An 18,968-nucleotide genomic window follows, 5' to 3' on the forward strand; every position below is an offset into this window, starting at 1 on the left:
GGATTACTTGTGGTAAGGGTGCCCGGACAAGACTGTCCAGGCACGATACAACTGTTCACCGATCAGGATCCGCACCAGCGGGTGCGGCAACGTCAACGGCGATAACGACCAGCGCTGGTCGGCCCGGGCACAGACTTCCGGCGCCAGCCCTTCCGGGCCACCGACCATGAAATTGACCGTGCGCGAGTCCAGCCGCCAGCGATCGAGCTCGACCGCCAATTGCTCGGTACTCCAGGGCTTGCCGTGGACTTCCAGGGTGACGACGCGCTCGTTCGGCCCGACCTTGGCCAGCATGGCTTCGCCTTCCTGGCGGATAAAGCGCGCCACGTCGGCATTCTTGCCACGGGTGTTGAGCGGAATTTCCACCAGTTCCAGGGCCAGCTCGGACGGAAGACGCTTGGCATATTCATGCCAGCCTTCTTCCACCCACTTGGGCATGCGAGAACCGACGGCGATCAGGCGCAGTCGCACAGCGATCCCTTATTGCTGGTCTTTGTTGAGCTTGGTGAAGTGCTCATGGGTGTTTTCCGGGCTGTGGTGCGCGGCGCTGGCCGAACGGCTCTGCTCGGCACCGGCCCACAGGCGCTCCAGGTCATAGAACTGGCGCGCCGACGCGGTCATCATGTGCACGATGACGTCGTCCATGTCCAACAGGACCCAATCGCTGTCGCCCTTGCCTTCTTCGCCCAGCGGCTTGACGCCCTGTGCCTTGACCGCTTCGCGGACCTTGTCCAGCATCGCGCCGATCTGGCGGTTGGAGGTACCGGTGGCGATGATCATGTAGTCAGTGATGCTCTGCTTCTCGCGAACGTCGATCACTTGGATATCCTGGGCCTTGACGTCTTCCAGGGCCGCCACGGCCACCTTGACCAGCTCTTCGCCGGCCAGCGCCACGCCGGTGTGTGCTTCTACCGGCAGCGGGGCGCTCTTGAAGGTGCCCTTGCGCTTTACTTTGTTCAGGTCTTTGTCAGTCATAAAAAACTCGTTTTGCTCATGTGTTCGGGCGCTCGGTACACGTTGATCCGTGTCGGCGGAGCGCGCCTTGTTCAGTTCGACGCACGGTACAGACCGTGCGCATCGATGTAGGCCAGGACCGCGTCGGGCACCAGGAAACGTACCGACTTACCGCTGGCCAGCAGTTGACGGATCTGGGTGGCGGATACCGCGAGCGGCGTCTGCCAGACGAATGCAATCTGTCCGCTCGGCCCCTTCAGGGCCAGCGGGTCGCTCACCGAGCGCGCCGCCAGCAGGTTGCGCAAGGCATCCGGCGGCTCGCTGTCGGCATCCGGGCGTTGCAGCACCAGGATGTGGCAATGCTGGAGCAACTCTTCCCAGCGATGCCAAGTGGGCAGGCCGCAAAATGCGTCCCAGCCCAGAAGCAGGAAAACCTGGGCTTCGGCGGCCAGTTCGGCGCGCATCAGCTCCAGGGTATCAATGGTGTAGGACGGTTTGTCCCGCTGCAATTCGCGGGCATCCACCACCAACGGCGCCACACCGGCCACCGCGCACTCGACCATCGCCAGGCGATCCCGGGCCGAAACCTGCGGCGTGTCCCGATGAGGCGGCCGGGCGCTGGGCGTCAGGCGCAGCTCATCGAGGGCCAGGGCGTCGGCAACTTCCAGCGCACCGCGCAAATGGCCGATGTGCACCGGGTCGAATGTGCCGCCCAGGATACCGATGCGCTTTGGCGCGGTCGCCGTCACAGCGGGCTTAGTCACAGGGGCCAGTGGGTCGAGGTCGCCCAAGTCAGACCGGCTCCTGCCCGCGCAACTGGCCGTCGCCGACCACGATGTACTTCTCGCAGGTCAGACCTTCGAGGCCCACCGGGCCACGGGCGTGCAGCTTATCAGTAGAAATGCCGATCTCGGCGCCCAATCCGTATTCAAAGCCATCGGCAAAGCAGGTCGGTGCGTTGATCATCACCGACGCCGAGTCCACTTCGGTCACGAAACGCCGGGTTTCGCCCTGGTGTTCGCTGACGATGGCATCGGTGTGCTGGGAGCCGTGGCGGTTGATGTGCTCGATGGCCTCGTCCAGCCCGTCCACGACGCGGATCGACAGGATCGGCGCCAGGTATTCGGTGTTCCAGTCTTCCTCGGTAGCCACCGCGGCCTCGATGATCGCCCGGGTGCGTTCGCAACCGCGCAGTTCGACGCCTTTTTCGCGGAACTGGGCCGCCATCGACGGCAGGAAATGCTCGGCAACCGCCTGATCCACCAGCAAGGTTTCCATCGCACCGCAGATACCGTAGCGGTAGGTCTTGGCGTTGAAGGCGATGCGCTGGGCCTTCGGCAATTCGGCATGGGCGCTGACGTAGACGTGGCAGATGCCGTCCAGGTGCTTGATCACCGGCACGCGAGCGTCGCGACTGACGCGCTCGATCAGCCCCTTGCCGCCACGGGGCACGATGACGTCGACGAACTCGGGCATGGTGATCAGCGCGCCGACCGCCGCGCGATCGGTAGTTTCCACCACTTGCACGACGGCGGCCGGCAGGTTGGCTTCGGCCAGGCCGCGCTGGATGCAGGCGGCAATGGCGCGGTTGGAGTGGATCGCCTCGGAACCGCCACGCAGGATGGTCGCGTTACCGGACTTCAGGCACAGGCTCGCGGCGTCGATGGTCACGTTCGGCCGCGACTCGTAGATGATCCCGACCACGCCCAGGGGCACGCGCATCTTGCCGACCTGGATACCCGACGGCCGATAGCTCATGTCGCGGATCGCCCCGACCGGGTCCGGCAGTGCCGCGACCTGACGCAGACCGACGATCATGCCGTCGATGCGTGCCGGGGTCAGCGCCAGGCGTTCGAGCATGGCCGGCTCAAGCCCATTGGCCCGGCCAGCGGCCAGGTCCAGTTCGTTGGCGGCGGACAACTCGGCGCGAGCGGCGTCCAGCGCATTGGCGGCGGCCTGCAGGGCGCGGTTCTTCTGCGCGGTGCTGGCACGGCCGATGATGCGCGACGCTTCGCGGGCGGCGCGACCCAGGCGGGTCATGTAGTCAAGAACGGACTCAGTCATGGTCTGTGTGGTCTTGGCAAAGAGGAAAGCGGCAGATTATAGCTGTCGTAACCCTCGACTAACAGCGCGGTCTCACAGCAGTGACCGGCGGAGATTGAAAACAGGCATAAACCGCCGACATTCCGTTCACTGTTCAGCGGTAATTAAGCTATCCGTTGTTATCATCGCGCTATCTTTGGCCTGACCTCGTCCACTGCCATGACCGATTCGCCTCCAACGCCCAGCGCCTTGCCCCACGCTTTTTTTGACCGCGACGCCCAGGTACTCGCCCAGGACCTGCTGGGCAAAGTCATCCGCCACAAGGTCGGTGACCTGTGGCTCAGCGCGCGGATCATCGAGACCGAAGCGTATTACTTCGCCGAAAAAGGCAGCCACGCCTCGCTGGGCTACACGGAAAAGCGCAAGGCTTTGTTTCTGGATGGCGGGCACATCTATATGTACTACGCCCGGGGCGGCGATTCCCTGAACTTCAGTGCCCAAGGCCCCGGCAACGCGGTCCTGATCAAATCCGCGTACCCGTGGGTGGACAGCATCAGCGGGCCGGCGAGCCTGGCGCAGATGCTCCTGAACAACCCCGACGCCCAGGGCCGGCCGCGCACACCGCAAAAACTCTGTGCCGGCCAGACCTTGCTGTGCAAGGCTCTGGGCCTGAAAGTGCCGGATTGGGACGCCAAGCGCTTCGACCCGGAACGGTTATTGGTGGAAGACGTCGGTGTACCAACGGTCAATGTGATCCAGACCACCCGCCTGGGCATTCCGCTGGGGCGGGACGAACACCTGCCCTACCGCTTCGTCGATGCCGCCTACGCCCCGTGGTGCACCCGCAACCCGCTGCGGCGCGGACAGGTCGAGGGCCGGGATTATTTTTTGCTGTCCTGAACATAAACACTGCATGACCCTGTGGCCCCTTGTGGGAGCGAGCTTGCTCGCGATGGCGCCAGGCCTGTGAAATAAATGGCGACTGACACACCGCTATCGCGAGCAAGCTCGCTCCCACAGCTTGAAGCTTCTGTGATCTTTAGTTTTCGTTCACACAGCAAAAATTGCATGCCCATCACTATTGAATGGAGTTGTTTTTATGGGCCCATGGCTCGATAGCATCACCGGCTGGCTGACCGTCAACCCGCAATGGCTGGCGGTGGCGGTGTTCGTCGTCGCGTGCGTTGAATGCCTGGCCATCGCCGGGCTGATCGTGCCGGGCACCGTGCTGTTGTTCGCGATCACAGTGCTGGCGGGTAGTGGTGCGTTGTCCTTGGGTGAAACCTTGTTGCTGGGCCTTCTCGGCGGATTGTTGGGGGACCTGGTGTCGTACTTCCTGGGCCGGCATTTCCACCAGAACATCCGGCGCCTGCCGGGGCTGCGGCATCATCCGGAATGGATGAGCGCTGCGGAAGGATATTTCCAGCGCTACGGCATCGCCAGCCTGCTGGTGGGACGCTTCATCGGCCCGTTGCGACCGATGCTGCCGATGGTTGCGGGGATGTGCGACATGCCGTTCCCACGTTTTGCCGTCGTCAGCCTGGTGGCCGCGTCAGGCTGGACCGTCGCCTATTTGCTGCCGGGTTGGGCCACCGGCGCGGCGTTCCGCCTGCCATTGCCCGAAGGCTTCTGGCCGCAGGCCGGCGTTGTCATCGGCAGTATCGCGTTGATGCTCGGCCTGAGCGTCAACAGCAGCCTGCGTCGTCATCGCCATGCCTCGGCAATCATCGCCGGTGTTGGCCTGGCGATCCTGATCAGTCTGTTCATCGGTTTCCGCTACCTGGCCGCCTTCGACCAGGGCTTGATGGCGCTGGTGCAGGAACATCGCAGCGCGACGCTGGATGAAATCGCCGTGACCTTCACGCTGATCGGTGAATTTCGCAACATGCTGATCTTCAGCGCGCTGCTGACCGGACTGCTGTTATTGGCGCGCCAATGGCGGCAGGCGATTTTTGCCGGGGCCACCATGTTGCTCACCGCCCTGGCAAACACCGGCACCAAGCACTTTTTCGCCCGCGTGCGCCCGGAAATCCTCACCGACCCCTTGACCAGCTACAGCATGCCCAGCGGCCACGCCTCCGGCGCATTTGCCCTGTTCCTGAGCCTCGCCGTACTGGCCGGTCGCGGCCAACCACCACGCCTGCGCCTGACCTGGCTGTTGCTTGGTTCGTTGCCGGCGTTGGCCATTGCCCTGTCGCGGGTTTACCTCGGCGCGCACTGGCCAAGCGACGTCGTTGCCGGCGCCATGCTCGCCGCCAGCGTCTGCGCCGCCGTGCTGTGGTTGAGCCAACGCCAGGAGCCGCTGCGCGCCATGCCGCCGAAAATCTGGTGGCTGATTCTGCCGGCGTTGGTGGCGGTGTTCAGCTTCTTCGCCTTGCGGCATTTGCCGCATGCGATGTTGCGGTATGCCTACTAATCCCGAGACACAGTGTTTCCCTGTGGGAGCGAGCTTGCTCGCGAAGGCGGCTGTACATTCAATACTGATGCAAGCTGACCCGCCGCTATCGCGAGCAAGCTCGCTCCCACCGGGGACCGGTGTTGTTCGATGGATGTACCTCAGGCAAACAGTTCGCCTTGCAACTCATCAAGCAACGCCTGGATCGCATCCAGCCGCTGTTGCGGATCGTCGAGTTGCAACAGGTCGAGCTTGTCCAGTTCGTTGAACGGCAGCAGATAGGCCAGTTGATTGGCGAGGGACTGTTGGCCGGTGGCTTCGGTGCCCATGTTCAGCGCCTCGACCATCGGATGTTCGGCCAGGGCCTTGAGCAGCGCCACCAGGTCGGCGTCCTCGTCCTGCAGCGGTTGTTCCGGCTCGTCTTCCAGCCATTCGACTTCAGCCACGGTGAGCTGATCGGCCTGGACGCTGCTGCTGTGCACGAGAAAACGCCGGCCGCCCTGCACCCGAATGCCCAGCAGGCCGTTCTCCTGCTGGGAAAAATCGGTGATCAGCGCTTCACAGCCGACCCGCGCATAGCCGTCAGGCGCGATGCCGACCTCCTCGCCATCGAGGATGCACACCACCCCGAAGCCTTCGCCCTTTTTCATGCAGCGTCCGATCATGTCGAGGTAACGTGCCTCGAAAATCTGCAGATCGAGAATGCAACCGGGGAACAACACGGTGTTCAGCGGAAACAGCGGCAAGCTCATAACTCGTTCCTTAAACCGTCATCGACACCACCAGCGGCAGCAGCACCGCCGTGGCCACGCCCATCAGACTCATCGCCAGCGCCGCGAAGGCACCGGTTTCCTCGCTTTCCTGCAACGCCACCGACGTACCCACCGCATGGGCCGTCAGGCCCAGGGCCATGCCGCGGGCCTCGGGACTGTGGACACCCAAGCGGGTCAGAATGCTCGGGCCGAGGATCGCCCCGAGCACACCGGTGATCAACACGAACACCGCCGCCATCGCAGCCACGCCACCGATCTGCTCGGCCACCAGCATCGCGATGGGCGAAGTCACGGACTTGGGTGCCATCGTCATGAGAATCATGTGCTCGGCGCCAAACGCCCAGCCCAGCACCACGGCGGAACCGGTGGCAAACACCCCGCCTATCACCAGCGTAGTAAAAATCGGCCAGAACAATTGACGGATTCGCCGCAGGTTCAAGTACAGCGGCACCGCCAGCGCCACGGTTGCCGGCCCCAGCAGGATGCTGAGGATTTCGGTGCTCTTGCGGTATTCGGCGTAGCTGATGCCGCAGCCGACCAGCACGGCGATCAGCACCAGCATCGACATCAATACGGGCTGGAGGAACACCCAGCGGGTCTTTTCGAACGCCGCCAGCACCAATTGATAGGCGCCCAGGGTGATGCCGATGCCAAACAGCGGATGGTGGATGACTGAGGTCCAGGCGCCCTGCCAATCGAACATCATGGCGCGTCCTCCGGCTCGACGATATGGCGCCGGGCCAGGCGCTGCATCAGCACGCCCGTCAGCATCACGGAAAGGACCAGCGACAGCACCAGCGCGCCGACAATCGCCCAGAAGTCTGCGGCGATCGCCCGGGCGTAGACCATGACGCCCACCGCCGGCGGCACCAGCAGCAACGGCAGGTAGCGCAACAGGCTGCTGGCGGCGAGGTTCAATGGTTCGCTGACTTCGCCGCGAGCGATCAGGTAGCCCAGCATCAGCAGCAGGCCCACGATCGGCCCTGGCAGGATCGGCAGGAACAAATGATTGATGGCGGTGCCCAGCAATTGGAACAGCACCAGCCAGGTCAGGCCCCTTAGCAACATCCGCTTTCTCCCTCTACAACAGACCCAATGAACGCGCCAATTCGGTTCACGGCATGATTCCGTGGCGAGGGAGCTTGCTCCCGCTTGAGTGCGAAGCGCTCATAAAATGGGGCCGCTGCGCAGCCCACCGGGAGCAAGCTCCCTCGCCACGGAATCAAACACCCACCGTGAAAGAACCGAATTGCAAAGAATGCGCCGGCATTATAAGCACGCCCGCGCTATGGTTCGGCATTCGTAAAAAGCATGGTCGATGACCTTCCCGGCGCGCCATGTTGATCTACAGTGGTTCTCGGGGGCGCAGATCCCCGTTCCATAAAAGCAGGACAGATGAACCAAGGAGAGTCTCAATGCCCTACGTTCCCGTTACAGCGCTCAAGGATTATGTCGGCAAGGAACTCGGATGTTCCGATTGGCTGACCATCGATCAGGACCGCATCAACCTGTTCGCCGAAGCCACAGGCGACTTCCAATTCATCCACGTCGATCCGGTGAAGGCCGCGCAGACCCCGTTCGGCAGCACCATCGCCCACGGTTTCCTGTCGCTGTCGCTGATGCCCAAACTGATGGAAGACATCCTGATTTTGCCCGAGGGCGTGAAGATGGTCGTCAACTACGGGCTGGACAGCGTGCGCTTTATCCAACCGGTAAAAGTCGACTCGAAGGTCCGGCTCAAGGTCGAACTGGTGGACGTCACCGAGAAAAAACCCGGCCAGTGGCTGCTCAAGGCGACCGCTACCCTGGAAATCGAAGGGTCGGAAAAACCGGCCTACATCGCCGAGCCACTGTCGCTCTGCTTCGTGTAGACCCTTGCGGTCGCGAAACCGCTCATGCAGTTTCGCATCGCTTCAACGCGCATAGCTGCGGCATACTCGTCGCCTGATTACTTGGATCCCGTTATGCGCGCACTTGTCCCCCTGACCCTGGCCCTCCTGCTCACCGCTTGCGGCGACGGCGAATCGCCGTTGCCTCCCGATGCCCGCCTGCCCGACGGTGGGCGCTATCGCGGCGACCTGGTGGACGGCCTGCTGCAAGGCCAGGGGCGCATCGATTACCCCAACGGCAGTTGGTACGCCGGACAGTTCGACAAGGGCCAGTGGCACGGCGCCGGCGAATGGCACGGCAGCAATGGCGAGGTTTATCGCGGCCAATTCGAGCATGGGCTGTTCCACGGCCAAGGCAGCCTGACCACGCCGACCAGCAGCTACACCGGCGGCTTCAAGCAGGGCCGGCGGGACGGCGAAGGGACGCTCAAGGAAAACGGCATGACCTACCGGGGCGAGTTCAAGGCCGACCGTTATTCCGGTCTCGGCCGCCTCGAACTCGACGACGGCAGCCAGTACCAGGGCCCGTTCGTCAACGGCAAGCCGAATGGCGAAGGCCAGCGCTTCGACGCCAGCGGCAACCAGTTCACCGGGCATTTCGTCGACGGCCAACTCCAAGGCAAGGGCACCTTCAACAGCGCCGATGGCGATGTCTACATCGGCGGTTTCAGGAACAACCAGCTCAATGGCCGAGGCCGCTACGAAAACGCCGATGGCGATGTCTGGATCGGCCAGTTCAAGGATGGCGCACTGACCGGCAAGGGTGAATTGATCGGCGCCGACGGCAGCCATTACCTCGGCCATTTCAACGATTGGCGCTTCACCGGCGAGGGTCGCCTGAACCTGCCCGATGGCAGCTTCTACACCGGCCAGTTCGAAAGCGACAGCTACCACGGCCGCGGCACCCTGGTGCTGACGGACGGCACCGTGCAAAGTGGCACCTGGGCGAAGGGCCAGCGGATACGCGACGCCGATGGCAGGCTGCTGCCGGATGTGCTCGAACTCGGCATCCTGGCCCAAGGCCGCCTGCTGGACGACGCCCTCGCCAACATCCCGACCTCGACGCCAGCGGTGGAGCTGTACAGCCTGACCCTGGGCGGCGACGGCAAGCAAAGCGTGTTCCTGCGCGAATCCGACTATGTCGCCAATATGCTCGCCAGCCGTTTCGGCGCCTTCGGTCAGATCCGCCTGGTGAACCACCGCGACCACCTCGGCGACCGTCCCATGGCCACTCGCGAAAGTCTGCGCCGCGCCGTCGCCACCCTGGCCGAGCGCAGCGGCCCGGAAGACCTGGTGTTCATCTACCTGACCAGCCACGGCACCAGCGAGCATGAACTGGTCCTCGACCAACCGCGCATGGAACTGGCCGACCTGCCCGCAGACGAACTGGCCGCGGTGCTGTCGCCGCTGAAGAACCGCGACAAGATCGTGGTGATTTCCGCCTGCTATTCCGGTGGTTTCATTCCGGCGCTCAAGGACGAACGGACCCTGGTCATGACCGCTTCGCGGGCCGACCGGGTGTCCTTCGGCTGCTCGGAAGAGGCCAACTTCACGTACTTTGGCGACGCTCTGTTCGCCCAGGCGCTGAACCAGACCGATGATCTGGAACAAGCCTTCAAGCGCGCCAAGGGCATCGTCGCCGAACGGGAACAGGCGGACAACTTCGAAGCCTCGGAACCGCAGATCTGGGCCCCTCGCACCGTCCTGTCCCACTGGCAACTGCTCCGCAAACAGCAGGCGCGAAAAGCATTGCAAAGTGCTGCACTGAACGACGAGGCCAAAAAGAGCAACTAAGCTGAACCGTATCAAGGGGGAAACACTATGTACTTGACGCCTCAGCATGTTTTGCTCGCCGGCGCGACCGGGTTGACCGGGGAACACCTGTTGGACCGGCTGCTCAACGAGCCGACCATCACCCGGGTCCTCGCGCCGTCCCGCCGGCCACTGGCCGAGCATCCGCACCTGGAAAATCCGGTCGGGGAACCGGCCGAGTTGCTGCAGCGGCTGGAAGGCCCGGTGGACATCGCCTTCTGCTGCCTCGGCACCACCATCAAGAAAGCCGGCTCCGAACAGGCATTCCGCGCAGTGGACCTGGACCTGGTGGTGGCATTTGCCAAACGCGCCAGGGAGCTGGGCGCACGGCACCTGATCGTGATCAGCGCGCTGGGGGCCGATGCCAAGTCCTCGATTTTCTACAACCGGGTCAAAGGTGAAATGGAGGCGGCCCTCAAGGCCCAGGACTGGCCGCAACTGACCCTCTGCCGGCCTTCCCTGCTGCTGGGCGACCGAGTAGAGCCGCGTTTGGCCGAGCAACTGGCCGGGCCCTTGTCCAAGCTGATTCCAGGTAAATATCACGGCATCGAAGCCTGTCAGTTAGCCCGGGCCATGTGGCGGCTTGCGCTGGAAGAGCAGGATGGGGTGCGGGTGGTGGAGTCGGATGAGTTGCGCAAGCTTGGTAAATAAAGTGACACCTGGGACAGCGCGATCATTGTGGCGAGGGGATTTATCCCCGCTGGGCCGCGAAGCGGCCCCAATTGTTCGTGTGTCCATGCAGTTGCTAAGGAAGAATGATCCGATCTCAAGGGCCTGCTTCGCAGTCCAACGGGGATAAATCCCCTCGCCACAAATGATCCCTAGCACACCTGCACTCACGTTGGGCGTTACAAACCGCCAGTCGCCTGAAACCCCACACCCAACGCCGTGAACAACGACAACGGCAACAACAAAGTATCGAGCAGCGCACTCACCGGTAGATCGAGCCCCGGATAGCTCGGCGCCTCGGCACCAAAACGGTCCTTGGCGCAGCAACCGCCGTTCAGCGCATACAGGTCAAGGCGTGTCCCGGCATAAACCACCGGCGCCCCCGGCTTCGCGGCGTCGAGGGTGCGGGCGGTGGCGCAGCCGGTCAGTTGCACCGCCAGCAGCACGACCAGCAGCTTATTCATCACTGCTCAAATGATGCTCGCCCCAGCGCGGCAACATGTCCTGGGGAATGTTCAGCAAATTTAAAATCCGCGCCACCACGAAATCGATCAGGTCATCGATGGTCTGCGGCTGGTGATAGAAACCCGGCGACGCTGGCAGGATGGTCACGCCCATGTTCGACAGCTTGAGCATGTGCTCCAGATGGATGCTCGAATATGGCGCTTCCCGCGGCACCAGGATCAACTGGCGGCGCTCCTTGAGCGTGACGTCCGCCGCCCTTTCGATCAGGTTGTTGCAGGCGCCGGTGGCAATCGCCGACAGCGTGCCGGTGGAACACGGCACCACCACCATCGCCGCTGGCGCACCGGAGCCCGAGGCCACCGGCGACATCCAGTCTTCCTTGCCATACACGCGGATCTGCCCCGCCGCCGCACCGGTGTATTCGGTGAGGAACGCCTGCATCAACTGGGTCTTGGCCGGCAGGGTCACGTCCGTCTCGGTGGCCATCACCAGTTGCGCGGCCTTGGAGATCAGGAAATGCACCTCGCGGTCCTCGCGCACCAGGCAATCGAGCAGGCGCAAGCCGTACTGGGCGCCGGACGCACCGGTCATCGCCAGCGTGATGCGTTCCGGGCCGCTGCTCATTTCAGCGCCTCGGCCAGTTTGCCATGCAGGCCGCCGAAGCCGCCGTTGCTCATGATCACCACGTGAGTGCCGGGCTGGGCCTGGCTCTTCACGCGCTCGATGATGCCTTCCAGGGAGTCGCTGACAATCGACGGCACCGTGCACAGCGCGGCGGTGGCAGCGAGGTCCCAACCCAGGTTGGCCGGTGCGTACCAGATCACCTGGTCGGCATCGACCACGCTTTCCGGCAGGCCGTCACGGTGGGCGCCAAGCTTCATGGAATTGGAGCGCGGCTCGATGATCGCTATCAGTGGCGCATCGCCGATGCGCTTGCGCAAGCCGTCGAGCGTGGTGGCGATGGCAGTCGGGTGATGGGCGAAATCGTCGTAAATGTTGATGCCGCGTACCTCGGCGACTTTCTCCATCCGCCGCTTCACGCTCTTGAACGCGCTCAACGCGGCAATGCCCATGGACGGCACCACGCCGACATGACGGGCCGCCGCCAGGGTCGCCAAGGCGTTGGCAACGTTGTGCTGGCCGGTCATGTCCCATTCGACTATGCCTTGGGACTGGCCCTCGAACATCACTTCGAACTCAGAACCGTCATCCTTGAGCAACTTCACTTGCCACTGCCCGCCCGCGCCGGTGGTTTGCACCGGGGTCCAGCAGCCCATCTCGATGACGCGCTGCAACGCCGGCTCGGTGGTCGGATGGATCACCAGGCCCTCGCTCGGGATGATACGCACCAAGTGGTGGAATTGCCGTTCGATGGCCGGCAGATCGGGGAAGATGTCGGCGTGATCGAACTCAAGGTTGTTGAGGATCGCCGTGCGTGGACGGTAGTGGACAAATTTCGAGCGCTTGTCGAAAAACGCGCTGTCGTATTCGTCGGCTTCGATCACGAAGAACGGCGTGCCGCCCAGGCGAGCCGACACGGAGAAGTTCTGCGGCACGCCACCGATCAGGAAACCCGGACTCATGCCGGCGTGCTCCAGGACCCAGGCGAGCATGCTGCTGGTGGTGGTCTTGCCGTGGGTGCCGGCCACGGCCAGGACCCAACGGCCCTGCAACACGTGATCGGCCAGCCACTGCGGCCCGGACACGTACGGCAGGCCTTTGTTGAGCACGTATTCCACCGCCGGGTTGCCACGGGACATGGCGTTGCCGATGACCACCAGGTCCGGCGCCGGGTCCAGTTGCGCCGGGTCATAGCCTTGGGTCAGCTCGATGCCCTGGGCTTCCAGTTGAGTGCTCATCGGCGGGTAGACGTTGGCGTCGGAACCGGTCACATGATGGCCCAGCTCCTTGGCCAGGACCGCCATCGAACCCATGAAAGTGCCGCAAATACCGAGAATATGGATGTGCATAGTCGACCTCGTAAACATGGCCGCAGGTTAGCGTAGGGAGGGGAAAATCGCACCTTGTGTTTAGACTTCACACCGCCTGGACACCACAAATCCCCTGTGGGAGCGAGCTTGCTCGCGATAGCGGTCTATCAGCCTCCAACAATGTTGAATGTGCTGCCGTCATCGCGAGCAAGCTCGCTCCCACAGTTGACCGCATTTCTCCAGGATGAATGCGGTTCAGCGGGCAATGGCGTGTTTGCGCAGCTTGCGGTAAAGGGTATTGCGGCTGATCCCCAGTTGTTCGGCAGTGTGGGTCATGTGCCAGCGCTGGCGCTCCAGTGCATCGAGCAATGCCAGGCGCTCGGCATCTTCCAATGGGTGTTCAGTCGGGGCTTCAACCATCACAACCGAGCGCTGGCGGATCATCGCCGGCAAATCCTCCAGCCCGATCCGTCCGCCATCACACAACGCAGCGAGGGTACGCAACACATTGCGCAATTGCCGCACATTGCCCGGCCAGTCGAACCCCAGCAACACCTGGCGCGCCGGTTCGTCAATAAAGACCGTTTCGCCGCCGCTCTCCTCGGCCAGCAGGAAATCCAGCAACTGCGATTTGTCACTGCGTTCGCGCAACGCCGGCAGCGGGATTTCCAAGCCATTGAGGCGGTAGTACAAATCCTCACGGAAGCTGCCATCCCGCACCCGATCGAGCAACTGTCGGTGAGTGGCGCTGATGATGCGCACGTTCACCGCCTCGGGCTCGCCGCCGATGGGCACCACCTGGCGATCCTCCAGCACCCGCAGTAACCGGGTCTGCAAAGCCAGGGGCATGTCGCCAATTTCATCGAGGAACAGCGTGCCGCCGTCAGCCTGCTGCAGCTTGCCGCGCATGCCTTCCTTGCGCGCCCCGGTGAAACTGCCGCCGCGATAACCGAACAGCTCGCTCTCGATCAGGCTTTCCGGAATGGCCGCGCAATTGAGGGCGACAAAATTTTTCCCGGCGCGCTGGCTGGCGTGGTGCACAGCCTTGGCGAACGCCTCCTTGCCAGAGCCGGTTTCACCGTGGATCAGCAGCGGCACATCGCGCTCGAATACCCGCAGCGCCTTGCGAAAATGCTCCTGCAACGCCGCATCCCCCAAGCAGATACCCGGCAGACGGGCCGGCTCGATAACCTTGAAGGCCGGCGCGACCGGCACCGGCACGCTGCGCGGCTGGCCGCGCAACACGGCGAACAGGTGCCGGCCATCGCGGGTGCGCAACGGCCAACTGGCGCTGGCCTGGGCACTGGCCCGGCCCATCAATTCATCCAGGGAACAATCGAAAAAATCCTCGACCCGCTGACCCAGCAAGCCACCGCGAATATGCCCGAGCAGGTTCAGTGCACTTTGGTTCACGGCGCAAATTCGCCCTTCGCCGTCGAACGCCATCAGCCCTTCGCTGAACAGCCCCACGGACTCGGCCTGCAAATGAAAGCGCAGCAGCCATTGATTGTCGAAGCAACGCAGGAAATAGCAGCTCTCGATCATCTTCGCCGAGAGGTTGACCAGTGCCATGGTGTGAAACTGGCTCTGGCGCGACACGTCCGGCCGCGCCGAGGACACGTCGAGCACCGCCAGCAATTCGCCCTGGGGATCGAAGACCGGGCTGGCCGAGCAGGTCAGGCCGGTGTGGCGGCCGCGGAAATGTTCTTCTTGGTGAATGGTCAGGGCCTGGCGCTCCACCAGGCAGGTGCCGATGCCGTTGGTGCCTTCGCAGGCTTCGCTCCAGTCGGCGCCGAGCCAGAGGCCGGCCCGCTCGAAAATCTTCCGTTCGCTGGGGGCGGTGACGCAATTGAGGATCACGCCCCGGGCGTCGGTCAGCAGCACCGCGTGACCGGCGCCGGAGAGTTGTTGATGCAGGCTGGTCATTTCCGTGCCGGCGATGTGCAGCACTTGCTGCAAGCGTTCGCGGCTTTCCAGCACCCGACCGTGCTCGAGCACCGTCGGCGCCAGGTTCTGGGCCGGGTCGAGGTGATAGTCCTCGAGGCAGCGCAGCCAGGAACGGGCAATCGACGGATCGCTGCCAGGGCCCTGCAAATGGGCCTTGCCCTGGGTGACCGTCAGGACTTGCTGGGCATGGCGACTCAAGTGGTTGCTGTGCATTTTCTTATTGTTCTCCCCGAAGGTAACGGCCTTACTGGAGCAACTGTTTAACACTTAACCTGTGTTTGACACTTAGACCTGTGCTTGACACTCACCCCTGTGGCGAGGGGATTTATCCCCGCTGGGCTGCGCAGCAGCCCCAAAACCTGAGAGTGCGGTGCATCAGGTTGATCGAGTTGGCTGCTTTGGGGGCTGCTTCGCAGCCCAGCGGGGATAAATCCCCTCGCCACAGATAAATCCCCTCGCCACAACATTGCTGGGCAGGCCAATTTGGTGAGGCCCAGCATCCTCCAGCCCATCGACCTTTGCAATGCTGGCGCGACCTGCCGGTCACAGACTGTCTCACCCATGGCACAAACTGTCACACCCCGCGTATCGCAACCGTGACACAGCCCCTCCGTTTGTCCGACCAACTCCTCCTAAAGTCTTGATTTCCGGGCCCCGCAAGGCAGTGGCCCGACCTTTGCTCTAGGCTTAAGTACCAGCGCGAATTTGCGCGGCTCCCTAATAAGCACAAAAGCCAAGGAGAACTCATCATGCGTTACGCTCACCCCGGTACTGAAGGCGCTATCGTTTCGTTCAAGGCTAAATACGGTAACTACATCGGCGGCGAGTTCGTCGCGCCTGTCAAAGGTCAGTACTTCACCAACACATCCCCGGTCAATGGCCAGCCCATCTCCGAATTCCCGCGCTCCACAGCCGAAGACATCGACAAAGCCCTGGACGCCGCCCACGCCGCCGCCGATGCCTGGGGCGCCACGTCCGTCCAGGCACGTTCGCTGATCCTGCTGAAAATCGCCGACCGCATCGAAGCGAACCTCGAAACCCTGGCGATCACCGAATCCTGGGACAACGGCAAGGCCGTGCGCGAAACCCTCAACGCCGACATCCCCCTCGCTGCCGACCACTTCCGCTACTTCGCCGGCTGCCTGCGGGCCCAGGAAGGCAGCGCCGCCGAGATCGACGGCAACACCGTGGCCTACCACATCCACGAACCGCTGGGCGTGGTCGGGCAAATCATCCCGTGGAACTTCCCGCTGCTGATGGCCGCCTGGAAACTCGCCCCGGCCCTCGCCGCCGGTAACTGCGTGGTGCTCAAGCCGGCCGAGCAAACCCCGCTGGGCATCTGCGTGCTCATGGAGCTGATCGGCGACCTGCTGCCACCGGGCGTGCTGAACGTGGTGCAAGGTTTCGGCAAGGAAGCTGGCGAAGCCCTCGCCACCAGCAAGCGCATCGCCAAGATCGCCTTTACCGGCTCGACCCCGGTCGGCTCGCACATCATGAAATGCGCCGCCGAGAACATCATCCCGTCCACCGTCGAACTGGGCGGCAAGTCGCCGAACATCTTCTTCGAAGACATCATGCAGGCCGAGCCAAGCTTCATCGAAAAAGCCGCCGAAGGTCTGGTGCTGGCGTTCTTCAACCAGGGCGAAGTCTGCACGTGCCCATCCCGCGCCCTGGTGCAGGAGTCGATCTACGACGAATTCATGCAAGTGGTGATGAAGAAAGTCCTGCAGATCAAACGCGGCGACCCGCTGGACACCGACACCATGGTCGGCGCCCAGGCCTCCGAGCAGCAATTCGACAAGATTCTTTCGTACCTGGAAATCGCCAAGGGCGAAGGCGCCGAGCTGCTGACCGGCGGCAAGGTGGAAAAACTCGAGGGCAACCTGGCGACCGGGTATTACATCCAGCCGACCCTGCTCAAGGGCACCAACAAAATGCGCGTGTTCCAGGAAGAAATCTTCGGCCCGGTGGTGAGCATCACCACCTTCAAGGACGAAGCCGAAGCCCTGGCGATCGCCAACGACACCGAGTTCGGCCTTGGCGCCGGCCTGTGGACCCGCGATATCAACCGCGCCTACCGCATGGGCCGTGCGATCAAGGCCGGTCGCGTCTGGACCAATTGCTACCACCTGTACCCGGCGCATGCTGCGTTCGGTGGCTACAAGAAGTCCGGCGTCGGGCGTGAGACGCACAAGATGATGCTCGACCACTACCAGCAGACCAAGAACCTGCTGGTGAGCTACGACATCAATCCGTTGGGGTTCTTCTAAGCCAAAGAGGGTGAAGCAGGTATTCCTGCTTCGCCCTTAAGATAGCTATCGCGAGCAAGCTCGCTCCCACAGGGATCTGTGGATAACTCGTTTCCAGGGTTGGCAACAGATCCACTGTGGGAGCGAGCTTGCTCCGGGCGGCGATCCGACGATGGCGCCCTCACTCACACACAGAATCAATGCCCCACCGCTCTGGCATGAGCCTTGCGTGCCCGCTCCACAGCAAACCCGAAAGTCCAACAGATCAAACAATAAAAAAGACAGAGAGGACTTATGACTTCTACCACCCAACTCAAACCCACACTCGGCACCCTGCATTTATGGGGCATAGCCGTCGGCCTGGTGATTTCGGGCGAATACTTCGGCTGGAGCTACGGCTGGGGCACCGCAGGGACCCTGGGGTTTCTCGTCACCGCCCTGATGGTGGCGTTGATGTACACCTGTTTCATCTTCAGTTTCACCGAACTCACCACCGCAATTCCCCACGCCGGCGGGCCTTTTGCCTACAGCCGACGGGCCTTTGGTGAGAAAGGCGGGTTGATCGCCGGGATCGCCACCTTGATCGAATTCGTCTTTGCGCCGCCGGCCATCGCCATGGCCATCGGCGCCTACCTCAACGTGCAATTTCCCGAGCTCGATCCGAAGCTCGCGGCGGTGGGCGCGTACATCGTGTTCATGACCCTGAACATCCTCGGCGTCAGCATCGCCGCCGCCTTCGAGCTGGTGGTCACCGTGCTGGCGGTCGCCGAGTTGCTGGTGTTCATGGGCGTGGTTGCGCCGGGCTTCAGCTTCAGCAACTTCGTACTCAACGGCTGGGCCGGCTCCAATGAATTCAGCCTCGCCTCGATCCCGGGCATATTCGCGGCGATCCCCTTCGCCATCTGGTTCTTCCTCGCCATCGAAGGCGCGGCCATGGCCGCCGAAGAAGCCAAGGACCCGAAACGCACGATCCCCCGCGCCTATGTCAGCGGCATCCTGACCCTGGTGTTCCTGGCCATCGGCGTGATGATCATGGCGGGCGGCGTCGGCGACTGGCGCCAGCTGTCGAACATCAACGACCCGCTGCCCCAGGCCATGAAGGCCGTGGTCGGCAACGATTCAACCTGGATGCACATGCTGGTGTGGATCGGCCTGTTCGGCCTGGTGGCGAGTTTCCACGGGATCATCCTCGGCTACTCGCGGCAGTTCTTCGCCCTGGCCCGGGCCGGCTACCTGCCTCGCGGCCTGGCAAAACTCTCGCGTTTCCAGACTCCGCACCGGGCGATCCTGGCCGGCGGCGTCATCGGCATCGCGGCGATCTACAGCGATGGCCTGGTCAACCTGCAGGGCATGAGCCTGACGGCGGCGATGATCACCATGTCGGTGTTCGGCGCCATCGTGATGTACATCATCAGCATGCTCAGCCTGTTCAGGCTGCGTAAGACCGAACCGAACCTGGAACGCACCTTCCGCGCGCCGGGCTATCCGCTCGTGCCGGGCATCGCGCTGTTCCTGGCGGTGGTGTGCCTGGTGGCGATGGCGTGGTTCAACACCCTGATCGGCCTGGTGTTCCTCGGCTTCATGATTGTCGGCTACCTGTATTTCCAACTGACCGCCAAGCAACGCTCCGACGCGCCGGCGGACGCTATGCTCACAGGTATCTGAAGTTGCACCGGCACCGGGCCGAGGGCTCGGTGCCTGCTATTTAAAAGTGCACACCGTCCCCTGTGGGAGCGAGCTTGCTCGCGATAGATGTGTATCAGTCGACAAGTATTTTTGCTGACACTCCGCTATCGCGAGCAAGCTCGCTCCCACAGGGTTACGGGTTGTATTTGAGTATT

18 protein-coding genes are annotated in these 18,968 nt (G+C 62.8%); 7 read left to right on the forward strand and 11 right to left on the reverse strand.

Going from position 1 to position 18,968, the window contains the following annotated elements:
- Positions 1 to 3: 3 nt before the first annotated feature.
- The 4 genes from rlmH to JMN22_RS09820 all read right to left on the reverse strand — a co-directional run bounded on the left by rlmH (position 4) and on the right by JMN22_RS09820 (position 3,018).
- Positions 4 to 471, reverse strand: a complete 468-nt coding sequence (gene rlmH / locus JMN22_RS09805) for a 23S rRNA (pseudouridine(1915)-N(3))-methyltransferase RlmH (protein ID WP_007937439.1) — start codon at positions 469 to 471, stop codon at positions 4 to 6.
- A gap of 9 nt (positions 472 to 480) precedes the next feature.
- Positions 481 to 975 carry a ribosome silencing factor gene (gene rsfS, locus JMN22_RS09810; protein ID WP_030140379.1) on the reverse strand — a complete coding sequence of 165 codons (495 nt, stop codon included), beginning with the start codon at positions 973 to 975 and terminating at the stop codon, positions 481 to 483.
- A 71-nt stretch (positions 976 to 1,046) separates the two neighbouring features.
- The gene (gene nadD, locus JMN22_RS09815) at positions 1,047 to 1,745 is read right to left on the reverse strand and encodes a nicotinate-nucleotide adenylyltransferase (protein ID WP_030140380.1); all 699 of its coding nucleotides are present in this window, start codon (positions 1,743 to 1,745) and stop codon (positions 1,047 to 1,049) included.
- 1 nt (position 1,746) lies between these two features.
- Positions 1,747 to 3,018, reverse strand: coding sequence for a glutamate-5-semialdehyde dehydrogenase (locus tag JMN22_RS09820; protein WP_198796715.1), 1,272 nt, complete (start codon positions 3,016 to 3,018; stop codon positions 1,747 to 1,749).
- A gap of 198 nt (positions 3,019 to 3,216) precedes the next feature.
- Here JMN22_RS09820 and JMN22_RS09825 point away from each other — a divergent pair, with 198 nt between their 5' ends.
- Complete coding sequence (locus JMN22_RS09825; protein ID WP_030140382.1) at positions 3,217 to 3,897, forward strand: DNA-3-methyladenine glycosylase; 681 nt, start codon at positions 3,217 to 3,219, stop codon at positions 3,895 to 3,897.
- Between the two features lie 199 nt (positions 3,898 to 4,096).
- Positions 4,097 to 5,413 (forward strand): bifunctional DedA family/phosphatase PAP2 family protein, encoded by a 1,317-nt coding sequence (locus JMN22_RS09830; RefSeq protein ID WP_198796714.1) that lies wholly within the window; start codon positions 4,097 to 4,099, stop codon positions 5,411 to 5,413.
- Between the two features lie 140 nt (positions 5,414 to 5,553).
- On the opposite strand, the gene JMN22_RS09835 is transcribed toward JMN22_RS09830, so the two are convergent.
- The 3 genes from JMN22_RS09835 to JMN22_RS09845 are packed head-to-tail and all read right to left on the reverse strand — an operon-like array spanning position 5,554 to position 7,233.
- Entirely contained in the window at positions 5,554 to 6,144 is a 591-nt protein-coding gene (locus tag JMN22_RS09835; RefSeq protein WP_198796713.1) for an LON peptidase substrate-binding domain-containing protein, read from the reverse strand.
- A 10-nt stretch (positions 6,145 to 6,154) separates the two neighbouring features.
- Positions 6,155 to 6,871, reverse strand: a complete 717-nt coding sequence (locus tag JMN22_RS09840; RefSeq protein WP_030140385.1) for an LrgB family protein — start codon at positions 6,869 to 6,871, stop codon at positions 6,155 to 6,157.
- Positions 6,868 to 7,233, reverse strand: coding sequence for a CidA/LrgA family protein (locus tag JMN22_RS09845; protein ID WP_198796712.1), 366 nt, complete (start codon positions 7,231 to 7,233; stop codon positions 6,868 to 6,870). The genes JMN22_RS09840 and JMN22_RS09845 overlap by 4 nt, the downstream gene beginning before the upstream one ends.
- 347 nt (positions 7,234 to 7,580) lie before the next feature.
- On the opposite strand from JMN22_RS09845, the gene JMN22_RS09850 reads away from it, so the two are divergent.
- From JMN22_RS09850 to JMN22_RS09860, 3 genes are all read left to right on the forward strand, one after another.
- The gene (locus JMN22_RS09850; protein ID WP_030140387.1) at positions 7,581 to 8,036 is read left to right on the forward strand and encodes a MaoC family dehydratase; all 456 of its coding nucleotides are present in this window, start codon (positions 7,581 to 7,583) and stop codon (positions 8,034 to 8,036) included.
- Between the two features lie 93 nt (positions 8,037 to 8,129).
- Entirely contained in the window at positions 8,130 to 9,848 is a 1,719-nt protein-coding gene (locus JMN22_RS09855) for a C13 family peptidase (protein ID WP_198796711.1), read from the forward strand.
- A gap of 27 nt (positions 9,849 to 9,875) precedes the next feature.
- Positions 9,876 to 10,517 (forward strand): oxidoreductase, encoded by a 642-nt coding sequence (locus JMN22_RS09860; protein WP_198796710.1) that lies wholly within the window; start codon positions 9,876 to 9,878, stop codon positions 10,515 to 10,517.
- 197 nt (positions 10,518 to 10,714) lie between these two features.
- On the opposite strand, the gene JMN22_RS09865 is transcribed toward JMN22_RS09860, so the two are convergent.
- From JMN22_RS09865 to JMN22_RS09880, 4 genes are all read right to left on the reverse strand, one after another.
- The gene (locus JMN22_RS09865; protein ID WP_198796709.1) at positions 10,715 to 10,999 is read right to left on the reverse strand and encodes a YceK/YidQ family lipoprotein; all 285 of its coding nucleotides are present in this window, start codon (positions 10,997 to 10,999) and stop codon (positions 10,715 to 10,717) included.
- The gene (gene ubiX / locus JMN22_RS09870; protein ID WP_198796708.1) at positions 10,992 to 11,624 is read right to left on the reverse strand and encodes a flavin prenyltransferase UbiX; all 633 of its coding nucleotides are present in this window, start codon (positions 11,622 to 11,624) and stop codon (positions 10,992 to 10,994) included. Before ubiX ends, JMN22_RS09865 begins: the two co-directional genes overlap by 8 nt.
- Positions 11,621 to 12,970: a UDP-N-acetylmuramate:L-alanyl-gamma-D-glutamyl-meso-diaminopimelate ligase gene (gene mpl, locus JMN22_RS09875; protein ID WP_198796707.1), complete on the reverse strand. Its 1,350-nt coding sequence runs from the start codon at positions 12,968 to 12,970 to the stop codon at positions 11,621 to 11,623. Before mpl ends, ubiX begins: the two co-directional genes overlap by 4 nt.
- 216 nt (positions 12,971 to 13,186) lie before the next feature.
- Positions 13,187 to 15,091, reverse strand: coding sequence for a sigma-54-dependent Fis family transcriptional regulator (locus JMN22_RS09880; protein ID WP_030140393.1), 1,905 nt, complete (start codon positions 15,089 to 15,091; stop codon positions 13,187 to 13,189).
- A gap of 536 nt (positions 15,092 to 15,627) precedes the next feature.
- On the opposite strand from JMN22_RS09880, the gene exaC reads away from it, so the two are divergent.
- A complete protein-coding gene (gene exaC, locus JMN22_RS09885) occupies positions 15,628 to 17,148 on the forward strand; it encodes an acetaldehyde dehydrogenase ExaC (protein WP_198796706.1) in 1,521 nt (506 codons plus the stop codon).
- Positions 17,149 to 17,421: 273 nt separating this feature from the next.
- On the forward strand, positions 17,422 to 18,792 hold the full coding sequence (eat, locus tag JMN22_RS09890; RefSeq protein ID WP_198796705.1) for an ethanolamine permease: 1,371 nt from the start codon (positions 17,422 to 17,424) through the stop codon (positions 18,790 to 18,792).
- Positions 18,793 to 18,968: the final 176 nt, after the last annotated feature.

The organism is Pseudomonas sp. HB05 (assembly GCF_016756915.1).
In the GTDB taxonomy this organism is placed as follows: Bacteria; Pseudomonadota; Gammaproteobacteria; order Pseudomonadales; family Pseudomonadaceae; genus Aquipseudomonas; species Aquipseudomonas alvandae.

Coding starts and splice junctions, on each gene's coding strand:
- JMN22_RS09830 (WP_198796714.1), top strand. CDS start 4,097: ATGGGCCCATGGCTCGATAGCATCACCGGCTGGCTGACCGTCAACCCG.
- JMN22_RS09860 (WP_198796710.1), top strand. CDS start 9,876: ATGTACTTGACGCCTCAGCATGTTTTGCTCGCCGGCGCGACCGGGTTG.
- JMN22_RS09855 (WP_198796711.1), top strand. CDS start 8,130: ATGCGCGCACTTGTCCCCCTGACCCTGGCCCTCCTGCTCACCGCTTGC.
- JMN22_RS09850 (WP_030140387.1), top strand. CDS start 7,581: ATGCCCTACGTTCCCGTTACAGCGCTCAAGGATTATGTCGGCAAGGAA.
- mpl (WP_198796707.1), bottom strand. CDS start 12,970: ATGCACATCCATATTCTCGGTATTTGCGGCACTTTCATGGGTTCGATG.
- JMN22_RS09820 (WP_198796715.1), bottom strand. CDS start 3,018: ATGACTGAGTCCGTTCTTGACTACATGACCCGCCTGGGTCGCGCCGCC.
- JMN22_RS09825 (WP_030140382.1), top strand. CDS start 3,217: ATGACCGATTCGCCTCCAACGCCCAGCGCCTTGCCCCACGCTTTTTTT.
- JMN22_RS09880 (WP_030140393.1), bottom strand. CDS start 15,091: ATGCACAGCAACCACTTGAGTCGCCATGCCCAGCAAGTCCTGACGGTC.
- ubiX (WP_198796708.1), bottom strand. CDS start 11,624: ATGAGCAGCGGCCCGGAACGCATCACGCTGGCGATGACCGGTGCGTCC.
- eat (WP_198796705.1), top strand. CDS start 17,422: ATGACTTCTACCACCCAACTCAAACCCACACTCGGCACCCTGCATTTA.
- rsfS (WP_030140379.1), bottom strand. CDS start 975: ATGACTGACAAAGACCTGAACAAAGTAAAGCGCAAGGGCACCTTCAAG.
- exaC (WP_198796706.1), top strand. CDS start 15,628: ATGCGTTACGCTCACCCCGGTACTGAAGGCGCTATCGTTTCGTTCAAG.
- JMN22_RS09865 (WP_198796709.1), bottom strand. CDS start 10,999: ATGAATAAGCTGCTGGTCGTGCTGCTGGCGGTGCAACTGACCGGCTGC.
- JMN22_RS09845 (WP_198796712.1), bottom strand. CDS start 7,233: ATGTTGCTAAGGGGCCTGACCTGGCTGGTGCTGTTCCAATTGCTGGGC.
- JMN22_RS09840 (WP_030140385.1), bottom strand. CDS start 6,871: ATGATGTTCGATTGGCAGGGCGCCTGGACCTCAGTCATCCACCATCCG.
- JMN22_RS09835 (WP_198796713.1), bottom strand. CDS start 6,144: ATGAGCTTGCCGCTGTTTCCGCTGAACACCGTGTTGTTCCCCGGTTGC.